Origin of the sequence: Acidovorax sp. 100 (genome assembly GCF_003688355.1) — a bacterium.
Lineage (GTDB): Bacteria > Pseudomonadota > Gammaproteobacteria > Burkholderiales > Burkholderiaceae_C > Acidovorax > Acidovorax delafieldii.
The window spans coordinates 405001-427669 of sequence record NZ_REFD01000001.1; the positions used below are offsets into that span (position 1 = coordinate 405001).

20 protein-coding genes (1 of these 20 cut by a window edge) are annotated in these 22669 nt (G+C 65.6%); 3 read left to right on the forward strand and 17 right to left on the reverse strand.

What is annotated here, in order from left to right; genetic code table 11:
- The 7 genes from gshB to C8C96_RS01975 form a co-directional block, all read right to left on the reverse strand.
- Positions 1-899: the 5' portion of a glutathione synthase gene (gene gshB / locus C8C96_RS01945; RefSeq protein ID WP_121941248.1), read on the reverse strand. 58 nt of this gene lie to the left of the window's left edge; the window shows 899 of its 957 coding nt (coding positions 1-899); the start codon lies at positions 897-899; the stop codon falls past the left edge of the window.
- Between the two features lie 52 nt (positions 900-951).
- Positions 952-2139 carry a benzoate/H(+) symporter BenE family transporter gene (locus C8C96_RS01950; protein WP_121941249.1) on the reverse strand — a complete coding sequence of 396 codons (1188 nt, stop codon included), beginning with the start codon at positions 2137-2139 and terminating at the stop codon, positions 952-954.
- Positions 2140-2311: 172 nt separating this feature from the next.
- Positions 2312-4180 (reverse strand): potassium transporter Kup, encoded by a 1869-nt coding sequence (locus C8C96_RS01955; protein ID WP_108497813.1) that lies wholly within the window; start codon positions 4178-4180, stop codon positions 2312-2314.
- Positions 4181-4436: 256 nt separating this feature from the next.
- Entirely contained in the window at positions 4437-5732 is a 1296-nt protein-coding gene (gene gshA, locus C8C96_RS01960; protein ID WP_015016114.1) for a glutamate--cysteine ligase, read from the reverse strand.
- A 96-nt stretch (positions 5733-5828) separates the two neighbouring features.
- On the reverse strand, positions 5829-7295 hold the full coding sequence (locus C8C96_RS01965; RefSeq protein WP_121941250.1) for a TrkH family potassium uptake protein: 1467 nt from the start codon (positions 7293-7295) through the stop codon (positions 5829-5831).
- A gap of 27 nt (positions 7296-7322) precedes the next feature.
- Positions 7323-8786, reverse strand: a complete 1464-nt coding sequence (trkA, locus tag C8C96_RS01970; protein ID WP_056068090.1) for a Trk system potassium transporter TrkA — start codon at positions 8784-8786, stop codon at positions 7323-7325.
- Between the two features lie 60 nt (positions 8787-8846).
- Positions 8847-10127, reverse strand: a complete 1281-nt coding sequence (locus C8C96_RS01975) for a glutamate-5-semialdehyde dehydrogenase (protein WP_121941251.1) — start codon at positions 10125-10127, stop codon at positions 8847-8849.
- 46 nt (positions 10128-10173) lie between these two features.
- Between C8C96_RS01975 and C8C96_RS01980 the strand changes: the two genes are divergently transcribed.
- On the forward strand, positions 10174-10512 hold the full coding sequence (locus tag C8C96_RS01980; protein WP_121941252.1) for a hypothetical protein: 339 nt from the start codon (positions 10174-10176) through the stop codon (positions 10510-10512).
- A 376-nt stretch (positions 10513-10888) separates the two neighbouring features.
- On the opposite strand, the gene C8C96_RS01990 is transcribed toward C8C96_RS01980, so the two are convergent.
- Together C8C96_RS01990 and holA are read right to left on the reverse strand one after the other, a co-directional pair.
- The gene (locus C8C96_RS01990) at positions 10889-12283 is read right to left on the reverse strand and encodes an FAD-binding oxidoreductase (RefSeq protein WP_233584130.1); all 1395 of its coding nucleotides are present in this window, start codon (positions 12281-12283) and stop codon (positions 10889-10891) included.
- Positions 12256-13311: a DNA polymerase III subunit delta gene (gene holA, locus C8C96_RS01995; RefSeq protein WP_121941254.1), complete on the reverse strand. Its 1056-nt coding sequence runs from the start codon at positions 13309-13311 to the stop codon at positions 12256-12258. The genes C8C96_RS01990 and holA overlap by 28 nt, the downstream gene beginning before the upstream one ends.
- 188 nt (positions 13312-13499) lie before the next feature.
- On the opposite strand from holA, the gene rocF reads away from it, so the two are divergent.
- Positions 13500-14477 (forward strand): arginase, encoded by a 978-nt coding sequence (rocF, locus tag C8C96_RS02000; RefSeq protein WP_121941255.1) that lies wholly within the window; start codon positions 13500-13502, stop codon positions 14475-14477.
- A gap of 136 nt (positions 14478-14613) precedes the next feature.
- On the opposite strand, the gene lptE is transcribed toward rocF, so the two are convergent.
- The 6 genes from lptE to C8C96_RS02030 all read right to left on the reverse strand — a co-directional run bounded on the left by lptE (position 14614) and on the right by C8C96_RS02030 (position 20545).
- Entirely contained in the window at positions 14614-15111 is a 498-nt protein-coding gene (gene lptE, locus C8C96_RS02005; RefSeq protein ID WP_056068079.1) for an LPS assembly lipoprotein LptE, read from the reverse strand.
- 4 nt (positions 15112-15115) lie between these two features.
- Positions 15116-17809, reverse strand: coding sequence for a leucine--tRNA ligase (gene leuS, locus C8C96_RS02010; RefSeq protein WP_121941256.1), 2694 nt, complete (start codon positions 17807-17809; stop codon positions 15116-15118).
- A gap of 99 nt (positions 17810-17908) precedes the next feature.
- A complete protein-coding gene (locus C8C96_RS02015) occupies positions 17909-18361 on the reverse strand; it encodes a biopolymer transporter ExbD (protein WP_121941257.1) in 453 nt (150 codons plus the stop codon).
- Between the two features lie 23 nt (positions 18362-18384).
- Positions 18385-19065 carry a MotA/TolQ/ExbB proton channel family protein gene (locus tag C8C96_RS02020; protein WP_121941258.1) on the reverse strand — a complete coding sequence of 227 codons (681 nt, stop codon included), beginning with the start codon at positions 19063-19065 and terminating at the stop codon, positions 18385-18387.
- Between the two features lie 13 nt (positions 19066-19078).
- Complete coding sequence (dapB, locus tag C8C96_RS02025) at positions 19079-19918, reverse strand: 4-hydroxy-tetrahydrodipicolinate reductase (RefSeq protein ID WP_121941259.1); 840 nt, start codon at positions 19916-19918, stop codon at positions 19079-19081.
- 63 nt (positions 19919-19981) lie between these two features.
- Entirely contained in the window at positions 19982-20545 is a 564-nt protein-coding gene (locus tag C8C96_RS02030) for an outer membrane protein assembly factor BamE (RefSeq protein WP_056068072.1), read from the reverse strand.
- Positions 20546-20634: 89 nt separating this feature from the next.
- Between C8C96_RS02030 and fur the strand changes: the two genes are divergently transcribed.
- Complete coding sequence (fur, locus tag C8C96_RS02035) at positions 20635-21051, forward strand: ferric iron uptake transcriptional regulator (RefSeq protein WP_056068069.1); 417 nt, start codon at positions 20635-20637, stop codon at positions 21049-21051.
- Positions 21052-21163: 112 nt separating this feature from the next.
- Here the strand turns inward: fur and hprK are convergent, their stop codons facing one another.
- The gene (hprK, locus tag C8C96_RS02040; protein ID WP_056068067.1) at positions 21164-22120 is read right to left on the reverse strand and encodes an HPr(Ser) kinase/phosphatase; all 957 of its coding nucleotides are present in this window, start codon (positions 22118-22120) and stop codon (positions 21164-21166) included.
- 44 nt (positions 22121-22164) lie between these two features.
- Positions 22165-22632 (reverse strand): PTS sugar transporter subunit IIA, encoded by a 468-nt coding sequence (locus C8C96_RS02045; RefSeq protein ID WP_056068066.1) that lies wholly within the window; start codon positions 22630-22632, stop codon positions 22165-22167.
- Between the last annotated feature and the right edge of the window lie 37 nt (positions 22633-22669).

The following is a 22669-nucleotide window of genomic DNA, read 5'->3' on the forward strand; positions in this document are numbered from 1 at the left end:
TCGCAGCCTGTCTGATCGAAGATTTCCTGAAAGCAGGTCGGGCTGGTGACATTGATCTCTGTGACGCAGTCGCCGATCACGTCTACACCAGCCAGCAGCAAGCCACGCGACTGCAGCACCGGGCCCAGCGCTTCTCCAATCTCACGATCCCGCGCAGACAGAGGGCGCGCCACGCCCTTGCCGCCAGCGGCCAGATTGCCGCGCACTTCGCTGCCCTGGGGAATACGCGCCAGGCAGAACGGCACAGGCTTGCCGCCGATGATGAGGACCCGTTTGTCGCCATCGACGATTTCGGGCAAAAACTTTTGCACCATCACGCTTTGCGCGCCGTGGCGATTGAGGGTTTCGGTGATGCTGCCCAGGTTGAGGCCGTCCGGCCCCACACGGAAGATGCCCATCCCACCCATGCCATCCAGAGGCTTGAGGATGATGTCCTGGTGCTCCGCATGGAAGCGGCGAATGTCTTCCGCATCCCGGGTGACCAGTGTCGGTCCGATGAACTGCGGAAACTCCATGATGGCCAGCTTTTCCGGATGGTCCCGCAGAGCGCTGGGTTTGTTGAAGACCCGGGCGCCATCGCGCTCCGCCTGCTCCAGCAGGTGGGTGGCGTAAAAGTACTCGCTGTCGAAGGGCGGGTCCTTGCGCATGAGTACGGCATCAAAATCAGCCAACGCTGCGCTGCGCTGCGGCTGGGCCTCGTACCAATGGATTGCATCCCCCGTGAGGCGGACGTCCTGCACCCGTGCGGTGACCTTGCTGCCGCGCTGCCAGGTGATGTGCTGCGGTTCGCAGACCGTGAGGGTATGACCACGCCGCTGTGCCTCGCGCATCATGGCGAAGGTGGTGTCCTTGTAGATCTTGAAGCTTTGCAGCGGGTCGGCGATGAAGAGCAGTTTCATGGTGTCGGGTCAAGAAATGGAGGAGGCCAGGGGCCCAGGCAGCCAAGGCGACTTACGCGCCGCTGGCCTGCGAACGCCTGTACTGTTGCACAAATAGCGCAATGCTGCCGGCCACCACGCCCCAGAAGGCCGAGCCCACCCCAACGATGACCACGCCACTGAGGGTGACGAGAAAGGTGATGAGTGCCGCCTCGCGGTGCGACTCGTCCCGCAGCGCCGTCGCCAGACCGTTGCCGATGGTGCCCAGCAGGGCCAACCCCGCAATGGCCACCACCAGCTCTTTGGGAAAGGCGGTAAGCAGCCCGGTGATGACTGCGCCAAACAGACCGATCGCCACATAGATGGCGCCGCATGCCACCGCGGCCGTGTAGCGCCGGCGGCGATCAGCGTGCGCCTCGGGGCCCATGCACATCGCGGCGGTGATGGCGCTGAAGTTGAGCGCAAACGCCCCGAAGGGCGCCAGCACCAGGGTGGCAAGACCCGTGAGAGTGATGAGCCGGGAGATGGGCAAGTTGTAGCCCGACGCCCGGATCACCGCCACCCCGGGCAGGTTCTGCGACGCCATGGTGACCACAAACAAAGGAATCGCCAGGCTGACGGCAGCCGCTACGCTGAACTGGGGCGCCGTGAAAACCGGCAGGGCCAGCTCCAGCTGCACCGCCGACCAGGCCATCTGCCCCTGGGTGGCCACGAACACCACCGCCATGGCGAGGGTGATGACCACCGCATACCGGGCAGCCAAACGGCGGCTCACCAGATACACCATCAACATCAGCAGCACCAAGGGCAATGCGGTCTGGGCTGCCGCAAACGCCTGCAGGCCAAAGCGGGCCAGCACGCCGGCCAGCAGGGCAGCGGCGATTTCCATGGGGATGCGGTTCATCACGCGCTCGAACCAGCCGGTGACGCCCGCCAGGGTGATGAGCAACGCGCTGATCATGAAGGCGCCGATGGCTTCGCCCATGCTGAAACCGCCTGCCAACCCCGCCGTGGCCAGCACGGCGGCGCCCGGTGTGGACCAAGCCACCATGACGGGCTGGCGCAAGATCAGCGAGGGCACCAGCGAACACAGCCCCATGCCCAAACCCAGCGCCCACATCCAGGACGTGATCTGCGCGGGTGTGGCCCCAAATGCCTGGGCGGCCTGGAAGACGATGGCCACGGAGCTGGTAAAGCCCACCAGCACCGCCACGAAGCCCGCCACCGCAGTGGAAAGGCTCAGGTCTTTGAAAAATTGCATGGGCGCGATTCTGGCACCGCGCGCGCCTGGCGCTCAGGCAAGCCGTCAGCCCACTCCAAAAGCTACAGTATTGATAGCATCTCAGACAATAGGCACTAGCGCCACAAGGCAAAAACAGCGCAAAACCAGCCCAAGGCACCCGTCCCAGGCCAGGGGGAGCCCCCTCAGCCCGTCAGATCTCGATCTTTGAGCCCAGCTCGACCACCGCGTTATTGGGCAGGTGCAGAAAGTCGGCCGCGCCACTGGCGTTGTGGTGCATTTGGGCAAACAGCTTTTCGCGCCAGGGCGCCATGCCGCTGCCGATGGTGGGGATGACGGTGTCCCGCGACAGGAAATAGCTGGTGGTCATGGACTCCAGCTCGCAGCCACGCCCACGCAGCAGCTCCAGCGCGCGGGGCAGGTCGGGGTCGTTCTTGAAGCCGTAATGCACCACCACCTGCCAGCAGTCGTGCCCCAGCGATTCGACTTGCAGCCGCTTGTCCAGACCAATCCAGGGCGTCTCGTGGTTGTGCACGGTGACAAACAGGTTTTGCTGGTGCAGCACCTTGTTGTGCTTGAGGTTGTGCAGCAGGGCATTGGGCACCGCGCCGGTTTCGGCCGTCAGAAAGACGGCCGTGCCATCCACCCGCGTGGGCGGGCTGATGAAGATCGACTCCAGAAAGTCCTTGAGGTCGATGGCGTCGGCACGCAGCTTGTCATTGAGCAGGCGGCGCCCTTCCTTCCAGGTCATCATGAGCGAGAACACGATGCCGCCAATCATCAGAGGGAACCAGCCACCCTGGAACAGCTTGAGCAAGTTGGAGGCGAAGAACGCCAGGTCCACCACAAAGAAGCAGCCCGTGGCCGCAATGCACAGCGCCAGCGGATACCGCCAGCCGTAACGGATCACGAAGAAGGTCAACGTGGTGGTGATCAGCATGTCCAGCGTCACCGCGATGCCGTAGGCGGCGGCCAGATTGCTCGACGAGCGGAACATGACCACCGCCAGCACGATGGCCACGAACAGCCCCCAGTTGACCAGCGGCATGTAGATCTGGCCCGTGTCGCGCACGCTGGTGTGCTGGATGTTCAAGCGCGGCAGGTAGCCCAGCTGGATGACCTGCTTGGTCACGCTGAATGCGCCGGTGATCAACGCCTGCGAGGCAATCACGGTGGCCATGGTGGCCAGGATCACCAAAGGCACCAGCGCCCAGTCGGGGGCCATCAGATAGAACGGGTTCTTGACGGCCTCGGGCTCGGCCAGCAGCAGCGCGCCCTGGCCAAAATAATTGAGGGTGAGCGCCGGCATGGCCACACCAAACCAGGCCATGCGGATCGGGCGCTTGCCAAAGTGGCCCAGGTCGGCGTACAGGGCCTCGGCGCCCGTCACGCACAGCACCACCGCGCCCAGAATGATGAAACTGGTGCCCGGGTTGGCCCACATGAAGCCCAACGCGTGGTGCGGACTCAGCGCCCACAAGATCTCTGGGTGCCCCACGATGTGCGACACGCCCAGCAGCGCGATGGTGACAAACCACACCAGCGTGATGGGACCAAAAAACTTGCCGATGCCGCCCGTGCCGCGCTTTTGCACGGCAAACAGGCAAAACAGCACCACCAGCGTGATCGGTATCACGTAGTGCTTGAAGTGGTCCGACACCACTTCCAGCCCCTCTACCGCCGACAGCACCGAGATGGCCGGGGTGATGACGCCATCGCCGTAAAACAGCGAGGTGCCAAAAATGCCCACGGCCAGCAACACGCTGCGCAGCTGGGGCTTGTCTTTGACCGCCTGGGAGGCCAGGGCCAGCATGGCGATGAGGCCCCCCTCACCATGGTTGTCGGCACGCAGCACCAGCACCACGTACTTCAGGGAGACGATGACCGTGAGGGTCCAGAAAAAGATGGAGAGGATGCCGTAGATGTTTGCGGGCGTGAACGGCACATGGCCGGACCCGAACACCTCCTTGACGGCATACAGCACGCTGGTGCCGATATCGCCATACACAACACCGATGGCGCCCAGCGTGAGCGCTGCGAGCGATGACTTGGAGCTTTGCACTGACCACCCCCGCGCACTGGGCCTGACGGGGTTCCGTTACTTTTGGGAACGCTATTGTGCGCCTGAGCCAGATCAAGCGTTTGGAGGCGAAACCCCATGTTGCAACGCAGCAACTTGCCCTTGGCAACCGGGCGCGGGCGTGGCATGCGGGCCACAGCCCTGCCCCGCAGGCCCGCTGTGCAGCGTCGCCGGGAGGGCGCAGACGTTGAGACCCGGTGCCCCCAAGACCCGCAAGGGGCCACAGAGACTCTGGTTTTCAGTCGTACACCTCGGCGTCGGGGTTGGTGGCCTCCAGCTCGTAGCTGGCCGCCAGCATCGCCAGCCGGGCCACCACGCCGTACATATAGAAGCGGTTGGGCGCGCTCACACCCGGGCGCACGCCAGGCTGGGGCATGTGGGTGCTGTGTTCAAAGGCCAGGGGCACAAAGCTCGCGCCGGGGGCGTTGAGGTTTTCATCCACACCCCGCTCGGCGTGCATGCGGTAGAAGCCCCCCACCACGTAGCGGTCCATCATGTAGACCACGGGCTCGGCCACGGCGTCGTTCACGCGCTCTTGCGTCAACACCCCTTCCTGGATGATGACTTCGCTCACCGGCTGGCCGTCCTTGATCACGGCCATCTTGTTGCGCGTCTTGCGGTTGACCGCGTCCAGCTCCTTGGCGTCGCGCACGGTCATGATGCCCATGCCGTAGGTGCCGTTGTTGGCCTTGACGATCACGAAGGGCTTTTCGTTGATGCCGTATTCCTTGTACTTGCGGCGCACCTTGGTCAGCAGTGCGTCCACGCTGGTCTGCAGCTGGTCCATGCCCGTGCCCTCGGCAAAGTCCACCTCACCGCACTGGCTGTACATGGGGTTGACCAGCCAGGGGTCGATGCCCAGCATCTTGCCAAAACGCTTGGCCACCTCTTCGTAGTTCTTGAAGTGGGTGCTCTTCTTGCGCACGCTCCAGCCGGCGTGCAGCGGGGGCAGCAGGTACTGCTCGTGGATGTCTTCCAGAATGCCGGGGGCGCCTGCAGTGAGGTCGTTGTTCAGCAGGATGGTGCAGGGGTCGAAGTCCTTGAGCCCCAGGCGGCGCTTGGTGCGCACCACGGGCTCCAGGGTCACGGTGTCGCCGTTGGGCAGCTCGATCAGCGTGGACTTCTTGATCTCGGGGCTGATGGAGCCCACCCGCACGTTGAGGCCCGCCATGTTGAAGATGCGCTGCAGCTGCACCACGTTGGACAGGTAGAACGTGTTGCGCGTGTGGTTCTCCGGAATGATCAGCAGGTTGCGCGCTTCGGGGCAGATCTTTTCGATGGCAGCCATCGCCGCCTGCACGGCCAGGGGCAGCATCTCCTTGGTCAGGTTGTTCCAGCCGCCCGGGAACAGGTTGGTGTCGACCGGGGCCAGCTTGAACCCCGCATTGCGGATGTCTACCGACGTGTAGAACGGCGGGGTGTGCTCCATCCACTCCAGCCGGAACCAGCGTTCGATGGCGGGCATCGAGTCGAGAATGCGCTGTTCGAGTTCGTTAATCGGCCCGGTGAGGGCCGTGATGAGATGCGGAACCATGGAAAGCCCTCGGGAAGCGATTGCGGTGAATTGTAGGATGTGGGGTCAGGCCGGGTTTTCGCAAGTCACCCCCGGCGCAGCCACGGCCCTGCCCCCCTACCGGCGCCAGAACGCCGGGGTCAGCAAGGCCATGAAGCTCAGAATCTCCAGCCGCCCCAGCAGCATGGCCAGGGTGCATACCCAGATCTGGAAATCGGTCAGCACGGCGTAGTTGGACGCAGGCCCCACGCTGCCCAGGCCCGGGCCCGCACAGTTGACGCTGGCCAGCACCACCGAAAACGCCGTCACCGGGTCCAGGTCTGTCAGCAGCATGACCATGCTCAGCCCGAAGACCGTGCCGCCATAGACCAGCATGAAGGCCAGCACCGAGAAGATCACCCGGTTGTCCACCACGGCATCGCCCAGCTGCACCGGCTGCACCGCGCGCGGGTGCACCAGGCGGTTCATCTCGCGGCGCGCCTGCTTGACCAGAATGAGCATGCGCACCATCTTGATGCCACCGCCCGTCGAACCGGCACTGGTGGCCACGCCCGACAGCAACAGCATGAACACGGGCGCAAACACGGGCCACGCCAGGTAGTCGACCGTGGCAAAGCCGGTGGTGGTGGCCAGCGACACCAGGTTGAACATGCCATGGCGCAGCGCATCCAGCGGCGCGTACACGCCCTTGGCCCACAGCAGCAGCGCCACCAGCAGGCCGCCGCCAATCAGGGTGACCAGCGTGGCCCGCAGCTCCGGGTCGCGCCAGAAGCCGCCCCACTGGCCCTTGCGAATGGCGACGAAGTACAACGCAAAATTGCAGCTGGCCACGAGCATGAAGAAGATGCAGATCGCCTCCAGCAACGGCGACTGGAAGTAGCCAAAGCTCAGGTCGTGCGACGACAGCCCGCCCAGGCTCACGGTGGTGAACATGTGCATTAACGCATCCAGCGGCGCCATGCCCCCGGCCCAGTAGGCCAGGCCACACAGCACGGAGAACAGCGCATACACCCCCCAGAGCCCCTTGGCCGTGCCGGTCATGCGTGGCGTGAGCTTGGTGTCCTTCAGAGGCCCCGCCGCCTCGGCCTTGAACAGCTGGCTGCCCCCCACGCCCAGCAGCGGCAGCACGGCCACGGCCAAAATCAGGATGCCCATGCCACCCATCCACTGCAAAAAGGTGCGCCACACATTCACCGACACCGGCAACGCATCCAGGCCCGCCAGCACGGTGGAGCCCGTGGTCGTCAGCCCCGACACCGCCTCGAAGTAGGCGTGCGTGAACGACAGCGGGTGCCCGGTGTAGTGCCCGGCCAGCATCAGCGGCAGCGCGGCCGACAGGGGCAACAGCATCCACACCAGAGAAACCAGCATCACGCCGTGGCGCGGCTGCAGCTCTTGCCGGAACAGCCGCAGCCGCCACCACAGCCATGCGCCCGCCAGCATCGTGGCGCCCATGGACAGCGGGTACACAAACCAGACGCCGTCGCGCGTCCACAGCGAGACTACCAGCGGCAGGCCCATGGACAGCGAGAAGATCATCACCAGAATGCCCAGCACGCGCAGAACGGGAAACATGTCCGTCATGGGGGTCTCGCGCAGCTCGGTGCCAGGTCAGAAAAAAGTCGCGCTCACGCGGAAGAGCTTTTCCACATCGCGCACCAGCCGCTTGTTGGGCAGGAAGAACACCACGTGGTCATTGCTCTCGATCACCGTGGCGCTGCGCGGGATGATGACCTCGGGCTCGCGCAGATCGGCAGCGGATGCACCCGTGGTTTCCGAAGCGTCAGGCAGACCGCGCACGATCAGGCCGATGTGCACATCGCGCGGCAGTTGCAGATCGCTGACCTTGCGGCCGACCACGCGCGAGCTCTTGCGGTCGCCGCGCGCCACGATCTCCAGCGCCTCGGCCACCCCACGGCGCAGGCTGTGCACAGCCTGCACGTCGCCCTGGCGCACATAGGCCAGCAGCTCGCCCAGCATGGCCTGCGCGGGCGACAGCGCGATGTCGATCTGCGTGCCGTGCATCAGGTCGGCATAACTGCGCCGGTTGATGAGGGCCAGCACCCGGCTTGCGCCCATGCGCTTGGCCAGCAGGCACGACATGATGTTGTCCTCGTCGTCGTCGGTGAGCGCGAGGAACAGGTCCACCTCCTCGATGCCTTCATCACCCAGCAGGTCTTCGTCAGTGGTGTCGCCCTGCAGCACCAGCACCTCAGGCGGCAGGGCAGATGCCAGCTCCACGCAGCGGTCCGCATGGTCCTCGATGATCTTGATGTGAAAACGCCCGCCCGCCTGGCTGAGCTGCCGCGCCAGCCGCAGACCCAGCCGGCCGCCGCCCGCAATCATGATGCGGCGCACAGGCTGGAGCTGCTGGGATGCCGGGCGGTGCAGAGCGGCCAGCACGTTGGCGATGTGCTCGTGCGCGGCCAGCACGAACACCTCGTCCCCCGGCTCGACGCGCGTGCGGCCGTCGCAGGCGATGAAGCGGTCAGGCTCGTCGGGAAAGCGCCGGTAGATGGCCACCATGCGCATCGCCAGCTCCGGCGCACTCTCGCGCAGCGCGCCGATGGAGTGCCCCACCATCGGAGCCCCCGCACGCGCCCGTACCGACACCAGGCATGCGCGGCCTCCGGCAAATTCGCGCACCTGCATGGCCTCGGGGTACTCGATGAGCTTGCCGATGTAGCGGGTCAGCGATTCTTCCGGGCAGATGATGCGGTCCACCGCAAACCCCTCGGGGCCCACCAGCCGCTCATGGGCCTCGAAGCCTGTGGTCCGCACCCGCGCAATGCGCTTGGGGATGTTGAACAGCAGCTGCGCGATCTTGCAGCACACCAGGTTGGTCTCGTCCTGCGCGGCGCAGGCAATCAGCAGGTCGGTGTCCTCGGCCCCCGCCTCGGCCAGCACGGCAGGCTCGATGCCGTTGCCCACCACCCCGCGCAGATCAAACCGCGACTCCAGGTCGCGCAGGCGCGCGGCGTCGGTGTCGATGACGGTGATGTCGTTGCGCTCGGACACCAGGCTGTCTGCCACGCTCTGGCCCACGCGGCCGGCGCCGAGGATGATGATTTTCATATGAAATAGGCCGCAAGCGCTAGTCGAACATGCGCCAGCAGCTATCGTTTCAGGAGCACATCAGGCCCGCACCTCACCTTCGCCCAGCACCACGTACTTGAGCGAAGTGAGGCCTTCGATGCCCACCGGGCCCCGCGCATGGAACTTGTCGGTGCTGATGCCGATTTCGGCGCCCAGGCCGTACTCGAAACCGTCGGCAAACCGCGTGCTCGCGTTCACCATCACGCTGGCCGAATCCACCTCGCGCAGGAACTGCTGGGCGTGCATGTGGTCGCGCGTCAGGATGGCATCGGTGTGGTGGCTGGAATAGCGGTTGATGTGGGCGATGGCTTCATCCACCCCCGCCACGATCTTCACGCTGATGATCGGGGCCAGGTATTCCTCGCTCCAGTCCTGCTCGGTGGCGGGCACCAGGTGGGCACCTGGCACCGACTGCAAGATGGCCAGCGACTCGGTGCAACCGCGCATCTCCACGCCCTTGGCGGCATACACCGCGCCGATCTTCGGCAAAAACTCTGCCGCCACGCCGCGTGCCACCAACAGACCTTCGCTCGCGTTGCAGGGGCTGTACTTGTTGGTCTTGGCGTTGTCGGCCACCTTGACGGCCATCGCGATGTCGCAGGGGTCGTCCACATAGGTGTGGCAGTTACCGTCCAGGTGCTTGATGACGGGCACCTTGGCATCGCGGCTGATGCGCTCGATCAGGCCCTTGCCGCCGCGCGGGATGATCACGTCCACAAACTGCGGCATGGCGATCAGCTGACCCACGGCCTCGCGGTCGGTGGTCTGCACCAGTTGCACCGCGTCCGGTGGCAGGCCCGCCTCGGCCAGCGCCTGCTGCACCAGCTTGGCCAGCGCCTTGTTCGAATCAATGGCCTCGGAGCCACCGCGCAGGATGCAGGCATTGCCGCTCTTGATGCTGAGGCTGGCCGCCTCGATGGTGACGTTGGGACGGCTCTCGTAAATCATGCCGAACACCCCAATCGGCACGCGCATCTGCCCCACGCGGATGCCGCTGGGCTGCTGCTTCATGCCGAGGATCTCGCCAATGATGTCGGGCATGGCGGCCAGCTGCTCGCAGCCCTCGGCGCAGGTCTCCAGCACCTTGGGGGTGAGCTTGAGCCGGTCCACCATCGGGCCCGCCAGCCCATTGGCCACGGCGCGCTCCAGGTCTTTGGCATTGTCGACCTGCAGCGCCGTCACGTTCTCGCGCAGCAACCGGGCCAGCGCCTTGAGCGCTTTGTTTTTGATAGCTGCTGGCGCTTTGGCCATCAGCGCAGAGGCCGTTTTTGCCTGGAGACCGAGGGAGTGCGTGTATTCAGCGACGTTGAGGGCGTTCATCCGGCGATTTTGCCGCACTTGGTATCGGCCCGGTGGGCGCGGGCCCATGGCTGCTTTACCCTCGGGCGTATCACCCATCCTGGCCCCGCCCGGCTACGCCATGACCGACACCGCCCACACCCAGCTCACCACCTTCACCCAGGCCCTGCAAGCCTTTGAACGCGGCGACCACACCGCCGCCACCCTGAGCACCCTGGCCCGCGAGCAAACCACCCTGCTGGACGCCCTGCCCCCGCGCTACAGCGATGTGCTGCTGAACCTGCTGGACCGGCTGGAATCGAGCGCGTTGTTCTCGGAAGAAAGCTGCTCGTTCAGCCAGAAGGATCTGGTGGCGAACTTGACGATGTGGGCAGAAAAAGCACAGGGCACATTGAACGCTGGCTGACCACTCCGGGGCCGAGCAACGCGACGGCCCGAGTGGCTGTTCGTTTCCCATCCCCTCTGTATGCGCCGAGGAGCGCAGCGGCCAGCGGGTCAGGGCTCGCGACTGTCTGAGCGCAGCGAGTTTGAGCGAGCCCCCGCTGGACGCGAGCACCGCAGGTTGCCCGAAGCGAAGCGCAGGGACGCAGACAGTGGGGCCGCCTTTCTTTTGGGTACTTTTCTTTGGCGAAGCAAAGAAAAGTACCTCGCCCGCCGGGGCGACAACCCGGCTCCCGCCGTGCGCACAGGCATGCCACCAAATCAGCGAGCAAGCCACGACAACCACTCCTAATTTAATAGCTTTCAGTGCTTATCTCACAGGCACTAGAAGCCAAAAATAATCAAACCTCCGCCCGCCCCAACCACTTCTCCCGCGCAATATAAGCCCGCACCCCCAGCCCCATGAACGGCTGCGGCGGCATGCGCGTCGGCCCACCCAAGGCTAAGGCATGCGCCAGCAACGGGTGGTCCTGCCCCAGCGCCAAATCCGCTGCCAGAGCCCCCAGGGCCGTGAACTTCACCACCCCCGCCCCATTGCACCCTGCAACGCCATGCACCTGCGGGGCCAGCCGCCCCCAGCGCGGTGCGCCATTGCGGGTGATGGCGATCGAGCCTTCCCAGAAATGCTCCAACGCCACATCACCCAGTTGCGGAAAACGCGCCGCAAACACGGCCGCATGCTCACGCCGCACGCGCTCGCGCACCGCAGGGCTGACGCGGAACTGCGGCGCATATTCAAAGCCCTGGCGCACCAGAATGCGGTGGTCGTCCGTGTAGCGCAGCGTCGCCCCCGTCACGGCGCTGGCGGGCGTCACGCCCCAGCCCTCGGGCGCGCCCAGGCGGCTGCGCTGCTCGGGCGTGAGCGGGGCTGTGAGCGAGCCAAAGGTGACCAACGGAAACGTCTCTGCCCCCCAGGCGCTGCCAAACAGCCCCAGCTGCTGCGCAAACCCATTGGCCGCCAGCAACAGTTGCGGCGCACGCACACGGCCCTGCGGGGTGTGCGCCACCACCTTGCTACCTGACAGGTCCAGCCGCTGCACCGGCGTTTGCTCGTGCAGGGTGACGTTGGCGGGCAGCGCATCGGCCAGGCCCCGGCACAGCGCGGCGGGGTTGAGCAGCACGGTGCCCGGCGTGTAGAGCCCGGCGGCAAAGTAGCGGGTGCCCAAGCGCGCGGCCAGGGCGTTGCGGTCCAGCAGCTCGTGCGCAGCCCCCAGGGCGCGCAGCTCATCCACATGGTGCTGCAGCGTGCGCTCGGCAGCGGGCGAGACGGCGCAGTGGTACTTGCCTGCGCGGCGCCATTGGCAGTCGATGCGGTGCTGCGCCACCAGCAGCTCCAGGTCGTTCATGCCTGCCGTGAGCAAGGCCTGGTAGTGCGCGGCCTGTCGCAGTTCTTCGAGCGAGCTGCCGATGTTGTGCGGCACATCGATCGCAAAGCCCGAGTTGCGGCCCGAGGCGTTGTTGCCCACGGTGCCTGCATCCACCACCACGATGTGTGCGTGCGGGCGCAGCTCGGCCAGGCGGCGCGCGGCGGCCAGGCCCGCAAAGCCCGCGCCCAGTACCAGCCAGTCGGCCAGCACCTCGCCCAACAGCGCAGGGCGCGGCGTGCGTGGGGGCAGGATGGCGGACCAGCCGTTGGTGGCGTCGTCGTTGGGAAGGCGCAGGGGCCGAGAACCCTGCGAGGGCCGCAGGGTGGCATCCACATGCGCCATCACCGCGCCGCGCTGGTCAGGCGGCACAGCTGCAAGGCCAGGCGCTGCAGGGCCTGCCAGCCGTCTTGCGGCCAGTCGGGCTGCTTGAGGCCTTTGACGATGCCATCCACCGTGTGGGCCGACTGCAGCAGGCGCGCCAGGGCCGCATCGCTGGCCTTGGGCAGGATGCGTTCAAACAGCCGCTCCTTGGGGCCCCAGATGCGGTTCTCGCGCAGCGCCATGGGCAAGGGGCGGCCAGCGTTCATCGCGTCTTTCACGCGCTTGAGGGCGCGGATGTCTTCGGCCAGCGCCCAGTGCACCAGCACCTCGGCCTCACCCTCGGCCTGCAGGCCGTCAAGCATGCGCTGCACGCGGGCCGTCTGCCCGGCCAGCACCGATTCGGACAGCTTGAACACGTCATAGCGGGCCACGTTGAGCACGGCGGCTTCGACCTGGGCTTGCGTCAGCTCTCCGGCGGGGTGCAGCAGGGCGAGCTTCTGGATCTCCTGGTGCGCGGCCAGCAGGTTGCCTTCCACGCGGTCGGCAAAAAACTGCAGGGTGCGCTGGCCTTCCTCCCCCGCGACCACACGCTGGCCCTGCGCGGCCAGGCGCGCTGCGATCCACTGCGGCAGTTGGCCGCGCTCGATGGGGTCGATCTGAATCGACGTGCCGTTACCCTCCAGCGCGGCAAACCAGGCACCGGTTTTGGTGGCTTTATCGAGGCGCGGCAGCATGACCATGGTGAGGGTGCTGTCGTTACCCCGGGCCAATTCGGCGATCTGCTGCAGCGCCACGCTGCCGTCCTTGCCGGGCTTGCCCGACGGAATGCGGATCTCGACGATCTGCTTGTCGGCAAACAGGCTGAGTGACCCGCCGGCCGCCAGCACCGCACTCCAGTCGAAATGGGCACCGGCCACGGTGTAGCTGCTGCGCTCGGTGTAGCCCTGGGTGCGGGCGGTGGCGCGGATGGCGTCGGCCGCCTCTTGCTGGAGCAAGGGCTCGTCGCCATGCAGGACATAAAGCGGCGACAGGCCCCGTTGAAGATGCTGAGAGAGTTGGGCCAGGGCGACTTGCATGCGGCAAAGTTTATCGCCTGGGCAGGCCCGGCATTGCGCAAATTGCCAGCGTATGCCCGCACAGTGCACAAGAGAGGTCACGAACCGATCAGCTGCGGCGCTGTTCATTGGCGCCCAAAGCCCTGAGAATTCCCCCGGGCGCCCGCGCCCTTCCCGCTCACTGCCATACCCCAGAAAGTCAGACCGCCATGCCCCCCACCGCCCTGCGCAGCGCCCAGCCCACCAGCCTGATCGGCGCCCCCACCGACATCGGCGCCGGCGCGCGCGGCGCCTCCATGGGGCCCGAGGCCTTGCGTGTGGCCGGCCTGCAGGCGGCGCTGGAGTCCCACGGGCTGCAGGTGTTTGACCGGGGCAACCTGAGTGGCCCCGCCAACCCGTGGCAGCCGCCCGTGGACGGCTACCGCCACCTGCCCGAGGTGGTGGAATGGAACCAGCGCGTGTTCGACGCGGTGTATGCAGAACTGCAGCTGGGCCACCTGCCCATCCTGCTGGGTGGCGACCACTGCCTGGGCCTGGGCAGCATCAGCGCCGTGGCCCGCCATTGCGCGGAGGTGGGCAAAAAACTGCGGGTGCTGTGGCTCGATGCCCATGCCGACTTCAACACCAGTGCACTCACCCCCAGCGGCAATGTGCATGGCATGCCCGTGGCCTGCCTGTGCGGGTTTGGCCCCGAGGCGCTGACCGGGCTGGCCCGCATGCCGGGCGGTGGCCCGGCTCTGCACCCCTCGCAGATCCGGCAGATCGGCATCCGCAGCGTGGACGCGGGCGAAAAGCGCTTTGTGCACGAGCAGGGCCTGGAAGTGTTCGACATGCGCTACATCGACGAGGTGGGCATGCGCCAGACCATGCAGCAGGCGCTGGCCGGGCTGGATGCGCACACCCACCTGCATGTGAGCTTTGATGTGGACTTTCTGGACCCCGACATTGCCCCCGGCGTGGGCACCACGGTACCCGGCGGCCCCACCTACCGAGAAGCGCAGCTGTGCATGGAGATGATTGCCGACAGCGGGCGCCTGGCCTCGCTGGACATTGTGGAGCTCAACCCTGCGCTGGATGTGCGCAACCGCACGGCCGTGCTGGCGGTGGACCTGGTGGAGTCGCTGTTTGGCAAGAGCACGCTGATGCGCGTGTCCTCGCACGGTCAGGGGCCGACGCTGAGCGCCTGAGCGCGCACATTCTTAGAGCAGCTCCCAAACCTCAGCGAAGCGGCCATGGCTGGGCGTTTCGCCGCAGGCAGCACGACTAGTAAGACTAGTACGACTAGGCGAGACAACAACGCCAGGGGAGTTCTGTGAGCTGCTCTTAGCGCTTGGCTGCTGCGAGCCGGCGCATGAGCTGCTGCACCAGATCCGTCCGCATGTCGCGGTAGAGCAGCGCCTCTTCGGCCTCCTTGGCCAGCGCAATGGTTTCGTTGTAGCTGATGTCGCGCTGCTGCAGCAGCTCGGTGTCCGGGATCAGCTCCACGCCGGTGGGCGTGCGCAGGCGGAACTTGATGCGCAGGCGCAGCTGCAGTTCGCGCACCTGTCCCGACGCGTTGAGGCCCACCACCACACGCTCCTGCTGCTCCTGCAGCAGGTCGAAAATGGCCTCTGCCGTCGGCATGCTGGCCGGGTCGCGCAGCAGCTTGAGCTGGCTACCCGATCCGTCGAGCGTGCGCTGTAGCTCACGCGCCAGCGGCGAGCTGGCAGGGGCCGCGATGTAGAGCGAGCCAAACCCGAACTCCGGCACGCCACGCAGCCGGAATCCGCAGGCAGACAACAGGGCCACCGGGGCCAGGCTGAGCAGTGTGCGTTTGTTCATGGGGTCAGACCACCACGTTCACCAGACGACCTGGCACCACGATCACGCGCTTCGGATGAGCGCCTGCGGCCTGGGCCACAAAGGCCTCGCTGGCCAGCGCAATGCGCTCGATCTCGGCCTTGTCGGCCTGGGCGGGCACATGGATGGATCCGCGCAGCTTGCCGTTGACCTGCAGCATGAGTTCGATCTCGTCCTGCACCAGCGCACCGACATCCACCTGCGGCCAGGGCGCATCGAGCAGGTCGCCCAGCGCACCGGCGTAGCCCAGGCCCGTCCACAGGCTGTGGGCGATGTGGGGCGTGGCGGGGTACAGGCAACGCAGCAGGATGCCAAAGCCTTCGATCAGCGCCACCTGGGCACCGGCCGAGTCCATGGCCTTGAAATCTTCGAGTGCGTTGATCATCTTCATCGCGCCGGAGACCACGGTGTTGTACTGCATGCGCTGGTAGTCGTAGTCCACCTGCTTGAGCACGTTGTGGATCTCCAGGCGCAGGGCCTTGGCCTCCTTGCCAAACTGCACGTCCTGCAGGCTGCTGGCACCGGCCACGCTGGCCATGGCAGCGTCGCGGTCGATGGCCGAGAGCTTGAGGCCGAAGTTCCACACGCGGCGCAGGAAGCGGTAGCTGCCTTCCACCGCAGCGTCGTTCCACTCCAGAGTGGCTTCGGGCGGCGCGGTGAACATGGTGTACAGGCGGGCCGTGTCGGCGCCGTACTTCTCGATCAGGTCCTGCGGGTCCACGCCGTTGTTCTTGGACTTGGACATGGTGCCCACGCCCTCGTAGTCGATGGGCGTGCCCACGGGCAACATGCCGTCGCCGCTGGTGGCTTCGTTCTTGAGCTTGGCACCGATGATCTTGCCGCCTTCATCGAGCACATGCTCCACGTCGTGCGGCCAGAAGTAGTCCTTGCCGCCCTTGGCGGTGCGGCGGCTGTAGATGTGGTTGAGCACCATGCCTTGTGTGAGCAGCTTGGTGAAGGGCTCATCGACCTTGACCAGGCCCAGGTCGCGCATGACCTTGGTCCAGAAGCGGGCGTACAGCAGGTGCAGGATGGCGTGTTCGATACCACCGATGTACTGGTCCATCGGCATCCAGTAGTCGGCACCACCGGCCACCATGGCGTCCGCATTCTTGGGGTCGCAGTACCGCATGAAGTACCACGAGCTGTCCACGAACGTGTCCATGGTGTCCGTCTCGCGGCGGGCAGCCTTGCCACACACGGGGCAGGTCACGCCCGCGTGGAAGCCTTCGTGCTTGTGCAGCGGGTTGCCCGAGCCGTCGGGGATGCAGTCTTGCGGCAGCACCACGGGCAGGTCTTTTTCGGGCACGGGTACGGCGCCGTGCTCGTCGCAGTGGATGATCGGGATCGGCGTGCCCCAGTAGCGCTGGCGGCTCACGCCCCAGTCGCGCAGGCGCCAGGTGGTCTTCTTCTCGCCCAGGCCCTTTTGCTCCAGCGCGTGGGCCACGGCGTTCACGGCTTCCTTGTACGACAGGCCGCTGAAGCTGTCGGAGTTGATGGTCACGCCGCGTTGCTTATCGCCATACCAGTCGTTCCACTGGTGGTAGTCAAAGTGCTCGCCATCGACCAGCACGACCTGCTTGATCTCGATGCCGTACTTCAGGGCGAACGCGAAGTCGCGCTCATCATGGGCGGGCACGCCCATCACGGCGCCGTCGCCATAGCCCATCAGCACGTAGTTGCCGACCCAGACCTCGACCTTTTCGTCGGTGAGCGGGTGCGTGACGAACAGGCCCGTGGGCACGCCCTTTTTCTCTTGCGTGGCCAGCTCGGCTTCGGTGGTGCCGCCGCTCTTGCATTCTTCGATGAAGGCCTGGAGCGTAGGATTGGTCTTGGCGGCATGGGCGGCCAGCGGGTGCTCAGGCGCCACGGCGCAGAAGGTCACACCCATGATGGTGTCGGCGCGCGTGGTGAACACGTACATCTTGCCGTCGCCGATCAGCGCGCCGTCATCACCCCGGATGTCGTGCGGGAAGGCGAAGCGCACGCCTTCGCTCTTGCCGATCCAGTTCTCCTGCATCAGCTTCACGCGCTCGGGCCAGCCGGGCAGCTTGTCGCCCGTCACAAAGCCCAGCAGCTCTTCGGCGTAGTCGGTGATCTTGAGGTAGTAGCCAGGGATTTCGCGCTTTTCCACGGTGGCTCCGGTGCGCCAGCCCTTGCCGTCAATCACCTGCTCGTTGGCCAGCACGGTCTGGTCCACCGGGTCCCAGTTCACGACCTGGGTCTTGCGGTAGGCAATGCCTTTTTCCAGCATCTTCAAAAACAGCCACTGGTTCCACTTGTAGTACTCGGGGTCGCAGGTGGCCACCTCGCGGCTCCAGTCGATGGCCAGGCCCATGGCCTGCATCTGCTTTTTCATGTACGCGATGTTTTCGTACGTCCACTTGGCCGGTGGCACGCCGTTCTTCAGCGCCGCGTTTTCGGCGGGCAGGCCGAACGCGTCCCAGCCCATGGGCATCAAGACGTTGTGGCCGTTCATGCGCAGGTAGCGCGTGAGCATGTCGTTGATGGTGTAGTTGCGCACGTGGCCCATGTGCAGCTTGCCGCTGGGGTAGGGCAGCATGGAGCAGGCGTAGAACTTCTTCTTGCTCGTGTCTTCCGTCACGCGGTAGGCGTCGGTGGCGGTCCAGTGGTCGTGCGCCGCGCGTTCGACGTCTTGGGGAGAGTATTTGTCTTGCATGGGAGCTCGGGGGTGAGAGAAGAGTGCAGCCGCAGGGCCGCGCTGCAGGGATTTTAGGCGGTCAGGGACTGGCACCGGCGTGCCAGCAGCCGGGGCGGGTCAGCGGGACGGGGCTGGAGACGCAGGCGACACAGGATTGGCCGCAGGTTCGGCCACAAATCCGATGCGCTGCAGCCCAGCCAGGTGGGCCGCGCCCATGACTTCGACCACGCGGCCATAGGGCACGGCAGCGTCGGCGCGCAGCTGCACCTCGGTGTCAGGGCGCTCGGCGCCAATGCGGCGCAAGCGCTCGGCCAGCGCAGCCTGCGACAGGGGCTGGTCATCCAGAAAGGCCTGACCCGAGGCGTCGACCACCAGCGTGACGAATTGCGGGGCCATGCCGGGCGTGGCGCCTTCGGTGCGCGGCAGGTCCAGCCGGATGGAGCTGGCCAGCAGCGGTGCCGTGAGGATGAAGATGACCACCAGCACCAGCATCACGTCCACCAGCGGCGTCATGTTGATGTCGCTCATGGGCTGCGGCCCGGTGGTGCGTTCAAGTCTTCCGAAGGCCATGGCGCGGTCAAGCTTCCTGGAGCTCAGGGCCGAGGATCGGCGGGGACAGAGGTGTCAATGATCAGCTCTCGCAGATCGCGCGCAAACCCTTCCAGGTCAGCCTCAATGCGACCGAGCAAGCGGCCAAATACGTTGTAGGCCAGCACGGCAGGGATTGCCACGGCCAGCCCAGCCGCCGTCATGACCAGGGCCTCGCCCACCGGGCCGGAAACGCGATCAATGGTGATCTGCCCCGCGCCTGCCATGGCGGTGAGCGCATGGTAGATGCCCCAAACGGTGCCCAGCAGCCCCACAAAAGGCGCCGTGGAGCCCACCGTGGCCAGCAGCACCTGGCCAAACTGCAGGCGTCCCAGCACATCGTGCAGGGCATCGCGCAGCACCCGCGTGAGCCGCTGCGACAGGCTGCCAGCCGTGGCCAGCGTGGACTGGGCTATGCTGTCGTGATTCGCTATCAAATTTGCAGCAACCACCAAAGGAAGCACTAGCGCATCCCGGTCAAAAGACTGCAAACGTTGCTGCGCGAGGGCCAGCGAGGGCGCCTGCCAGAACGCGGCCGTGCAGCGGGCCACGTCGGCACTGGCGCGGCGCATGAGCCGCAGCTTCCACACAATGACCACCCAGCTTGCCACCGACATGGCCAGCAAGACCAGTGCCGCGCTTTGCGTCACGGCATCACCCTGGCGCCACCAGTGGAGCGCGTCCATGGGAGTCGGCGGATCAGTGCAAGCCCAGCACGTCGAACATGTCGAACATGCCAGTCTTGTGGGCCGCCAGGAAGCGTACAGCGCGCAAGGCGCCCTGCGCATACGTGGCGCGGCTGGAGGACTTGTGCGTGACCTCGATGCGCTCGCCGATGCCCGCAAACAGCACGGTGTGGTCGCCCACGATGTCGCCACCACGGATGGCAGCAAAGCCGATGCTGGAGGGGTCGCGCTCGCCCGTCACGCCTTCGCGGGCGTACACGGCGCAGTCCTTGAGGTCGCGGCCCAGGGCCTCGGCAATCACCTCGCCCATCTTGAGCGCGGTGCCCGAGGGTGCATCGACCTTGTGGCGGTGGTGGGCTTCGATGATTTCGATGTCGTACCCCGTGGCCATGGCCTTGGCGGCCATCTGCAGCAGCTTGAGCGTGACGTTCACACCCACGCTCATGTTGGGCGAGAACATGATGGCGGTGCGCTGTGCGTAGGCGTCGAGTTCGGCCTTTTGTGCATCGGTGAAGCCGGTGGTTCCGATGACGGCCTTCACGCCCAGCTGGCTGCACACGGCCAGGTGGGCCAGCGTGCCCTCGGGGCGGGTGAAGTCAATGAGCACATCGGCGTTCTTCAGGCCGGCCGCCACGTCGGCCGTGATGGCCACACCGCTGGCGTAGCCCAGAAAGGCAGTGGCGTCCGAGCCGATGGCCGGGCTGGCGGCCACATCCAGTGCACCGGCCAGCACGCAGTCGTCGCTGGTGCGGATGGCCTCGATCAGCATGCGGCCCATGCGGCCCGAAGCCCCGGCGACGGCTACACGGAGGGGGGATGCCGCGGGAGCCGCAGGCGAAGAAGTCGCGGTCATGAAAAGATCCTGTTCATTGATAGGGCAGCCAGCGCACCGGGCTCACTGCCAGGGCCGCAAGGTTCAGCGCGCGGGCGCTTCAAGCGGCGGGTAACTGGTGGCGGCAGGCAATGCCGGCGGTGTGGCCGCTGCTGGCGCGGGGCGCTCCTTGACCGGGTACTTGGCCAGTTGCTCCGGCGTGGCTTCCAAAGCCGGCACCTTGCCCTTGGCACCGTCGCGCGCACCCAGCGTGGCGACGAACTCGGTCTCGGTCGGCATTTCATCGCCTTCGGAGCGCTCCAGGGCATCGCCCTTGAAGAACACGGTCAGCTTGCGGGTCTGAATCTCTTCGCCAGGGCGTTTGAGCGTGAACACGTACTCCCAGCGGTCCGCATGGAACAGGCTGGTGACCAGCGGCGTCCCGAGAATCTCACGCACTTGCTGGCGGCTCATGCCGGGCTGCAGGGCTTCGACCTGCTCGCGGGACACGAAATTGCCCTGCACCACGTCCACCCGGTAGGGCTTGACGATGTTGGCGATGCGGCTGCTGGCGCCATCCAGACTGCCGCAACCGGTCAGGGCGGCCATGCTGGCACCAATCAACACAACCAGGCCCAGACGGGCGCTGTAACGGGCTTGGACGGGCATGGGTAAAAGGCCAAAGGATATGATCGTCCCATTGTAGCGGCAGCCCCTCCGGACCCTGAGCCGGTTGCCCGCCCCCGAAAGAGCCAGCCATGACCAATATCGACGAACTCAAAAGCACGGGACTCAAGGCCACACTGCCCCGACTGAAGATTCTGGAGATTTTCCAGAAGGGTGCGCAGCGCCACATGACGGCCGAAGACGTGTTCCGCGTGCTGCTGGAAGAGCGCTCGGACATCGGCCTGGCCACCGTGTACCGGGTGCTCACACAGTTCGAGCAGGCTGGCATCCTGATCCGCAGCAATTTCGAGAGCGGCAAGGCGGTGTACGAGCTCAACGAAGGGCAACACCACGACCACTTCATCTGCACTTCGTGTGGCAAGGTGGAAGAGTTTTACGACCCCGAGATCGAAAAGCGGCAGCATGCGGTGGCCAAGGCCAAGGGCTGGCTGGTGCAGGACCACACCATGGCGCTGTACGGGCAGTGCGCCGACTGCGCTAAGAAATGACTCCCCCCTGAGCCACCTTCGGCGTCTTCCCCCCAAGGGAGACGCTCCCGGGGCCGCCCTTGCGCGGGAGCCCTGGTATGGGCCGCGCCAGTTTTCGGTGGCCTGAGCGCCGCTAGCCGCCCGTATCGCGCTCCATGGCACGGCGATGGCGTTCGACAAACTCTTGGTAGGTGTCGATGCCGCGCAGTTGCAGGATGGTGTTGCGCACGGCGGCCTCGACCAGCACGGCGATGTTGCGGCCGGCGACCACCTGGATCACGACCTTGAGCACCGGCACGCCCAGCACGTCCTGCGTGAGCGGCTCGTAGGGCAGACGCTCGTAGTCACGCTCCAGCGTCTCCTTGCGTACCAGGTGCACGATGAGCTTGAGGCGCATCTTGCGGCGCACCGCCGTCTCACCAAAGATGGCGCGGATATCGAGCAGGCCGATGCCGCGCACTTCCAGCAGGTTTTGCAGCAGCTCGGGGCACTTGCCTTCGATGGTGGTCTGGTTGATGCGGAACAAATCCACGGCATCGTCGGCCACCAGGCCGTTGCCGCGCGAGATCAGCTCCAGGCCCAGCTCGCTCTTTCCCAGGCCCGACTCGCCGGTGATCATCACGCCCAGGCCCAGAATATCCATGAACACACCGTGCATGGTGGTGCGGTCAGCGAAGTGCTTGGACAGGTAGGCGCGCAGCACGTCGATGACAAAAGCCGACGACTCGTGCGTGGAAAACATCGGAATCTGCGCGCGCTCGCACATCGACACCAGCGCGTCGGGTGCGGTCTGGTTGTCGGCCAGCACCAGCACGGGGGGCTCCAGCGTCACGATACGGGCGATGCGGCGCTTGCAATCGTCAGGGGAGGCGTTGCTCAGGTACGCAATCTCGCGCTCGCCGAGGATCTGGACCCGGTAGGGATGGATGTAGTTGAGATAGCCGACCAAGTCAGCGCCGGAACGCGCGGAGCGCACGGCCACTTCGTCAAAACGGCGCTCGGAGGCTCCGAGACCTGCCACCCACTCCCACTTCAGGGGGCCGCGAAATTCCTCGAAAAGAACGTCGGCGCTGACAACATTGGGCTTCACGGCAGGTCAGTCAGGGTGATCAGCGCAGGCGGCGGCGAAAGCACTCAGGCCGTTTGGGTGGATTGCCAGCCCGCGATCATGCCGTGCAGTTCGGCAGCATCAGCGCAGGCCTTGAGCTTTTCGCGCAAGGCAGAGTCGCTGAGCAACTCGGCAATCTCGGAGAGGATTTCCAGGTGTTTTTGCGTGGCCGCCTCGGGCACCAGCAAAAAGATCAGCAGACCCACCGGCAACTCGTCCGGCGCATCGAACCCAATGGGGTTGAGCAACTGAAACACGGCCGCCATCGGGGCCTTGAGGCCTTTGATGCGCCCATGGGGAATGGCCACGCCATGACCGAGCCCGGTGGAGCCCAGGCGTTCGCGGGCAAACAGACTGTCGGTGATCAGCGCCCTAGAGAGGCCGTGCTGGCTCTCGAACAGCAGACCCGCTTCTTCAAAAGCACGCTTCTTGCTGGTGGCGTCCACGCTCACAAGCACTTGAGCGGAGGGCAGGATGGAGGCGAGTCGGTTCATGGTCAAGGGTAACAATTATGCACATATTGGCGAAAAC

What these genes read in the sequence shown, in the direction of transcription:
- lptE (WP_056068079.1), bottom strand. Translation starts at nt 15,111, where the DNA reads ATGAACAAACGCACACTGCTCAGCCTGGCCCCGGTGGCCCTGTTGTCT.
- dapB (WP_121941259.1), bottom strand. Translation starts at nt 19,918, where the DNA reads ATGACCGCGACTTCTTCGCCTGCGGCTCCCGCGGCATCCCCCCTCCGT.
- C8C96_RS01975 (WP_121941251.1), bottom strand. Translation starts at nt 10,127, where the DNA reads ATGAACGCCCTCAACGTCGCTGAATACACGCACTCCCTCGGTCTCCAG.
- gshA (WP_015016114.1), bottom strand. Translation starts at nt 5,732, where the DNA reads ATGGTTCCGCATCTCATCACGGCCCTCACCGGGCCGATTAACGAACTC.
- leuS (WP_121941256.1), bottom strand. Translation starts at nt 17,809, where the DNA reads ATGCAAGACAAATACTCTCCCCAAGACGTCGAACGCGCGGCGCACGAC.
- C8C96_RS02030 (WP_056068072.1), bottom strand. Translation starts at nt 20,545, where the DNA reads ATGCCCGTCCAAGCCCGTTACAGCGCCCGTCTGGGCCTGGTTGTGTTG.
- rocF (WP_121941255.1), top strand. Translation starts at nt 13,500, where the DNA reads ATGCCCCCCACCGCCCTGCGCAGCGCCCAGCCCACCAGCCTGATCGGC.
- holA (WP_121941254.1), bottom strand. Translation starts at nt 13,311, where the DNA reads ATGCAAGTCGCCCTGGCCCAACTCTCTCAGCATCTTCAACGGGGCCTG.
- C8C96_RS02020 (WP_121941258.1), bottom strand. Translation starts at nt 19,065, where the DNA reads ATGGACGCGCTCCACTGGTGGCGCCAGGGTGATGCCGTGACGCAAAGC.
- trkA (WP_056068090.1), bottom strand. Translation starts at nt 8,786, where the DNA reads ATGAAAATCATCATCCTCGGCGCCGGCCGCGTGGGCCAGAGCGTGGCA.
- fur (WP_056068069.1), top strand. Translation starts at nt 20,635, where the DNA reads ATGACCAATATCGACGAACTCAAAAGCACGGGACTCAAGGCCACACTG.
- C8C96_RS02045 (WP_056068066.1), bottom strand. Translation starts at nt 22,632, where the DNA reads ATGAACCGACTCGCCTCCATCCTGCCCTCCGCTCAAGTGCTTGTGAGC.
- C8C96_RS01950 (WP_121941249.1), bottom strand. Translation starts at nt 2,139, where the DNA reads ATGCAATTTTTCAAAGACCTGAGCCTTTCCACTGCGGTGGCGGGCTTC.
- C8C96_RS01980 (WP_121941252.1), top strand. Translation starts at nt 10,174, where the DNA reads ATGGCTGCTTTACCCTCGGGCGTATCACCCATCCTGGCCCCGCCCGGC.
- C8C96_RS01965 (WP_121941250.1), bottom strand. Translation starts at nt 7,295, where the DNA reads ATGACGGACATGTTTCCCGTTCTGCGCGTGCTGGGCATTCTGGTGATG.
- C8C96_RS02015 (WP_121941257.1), bottom strand. Translation starts at nt 18,361, where the DNA reads ATGGCCTTCGGAAGACTTGAACGCACCACCGGGCCGCAGCCCATGAGC.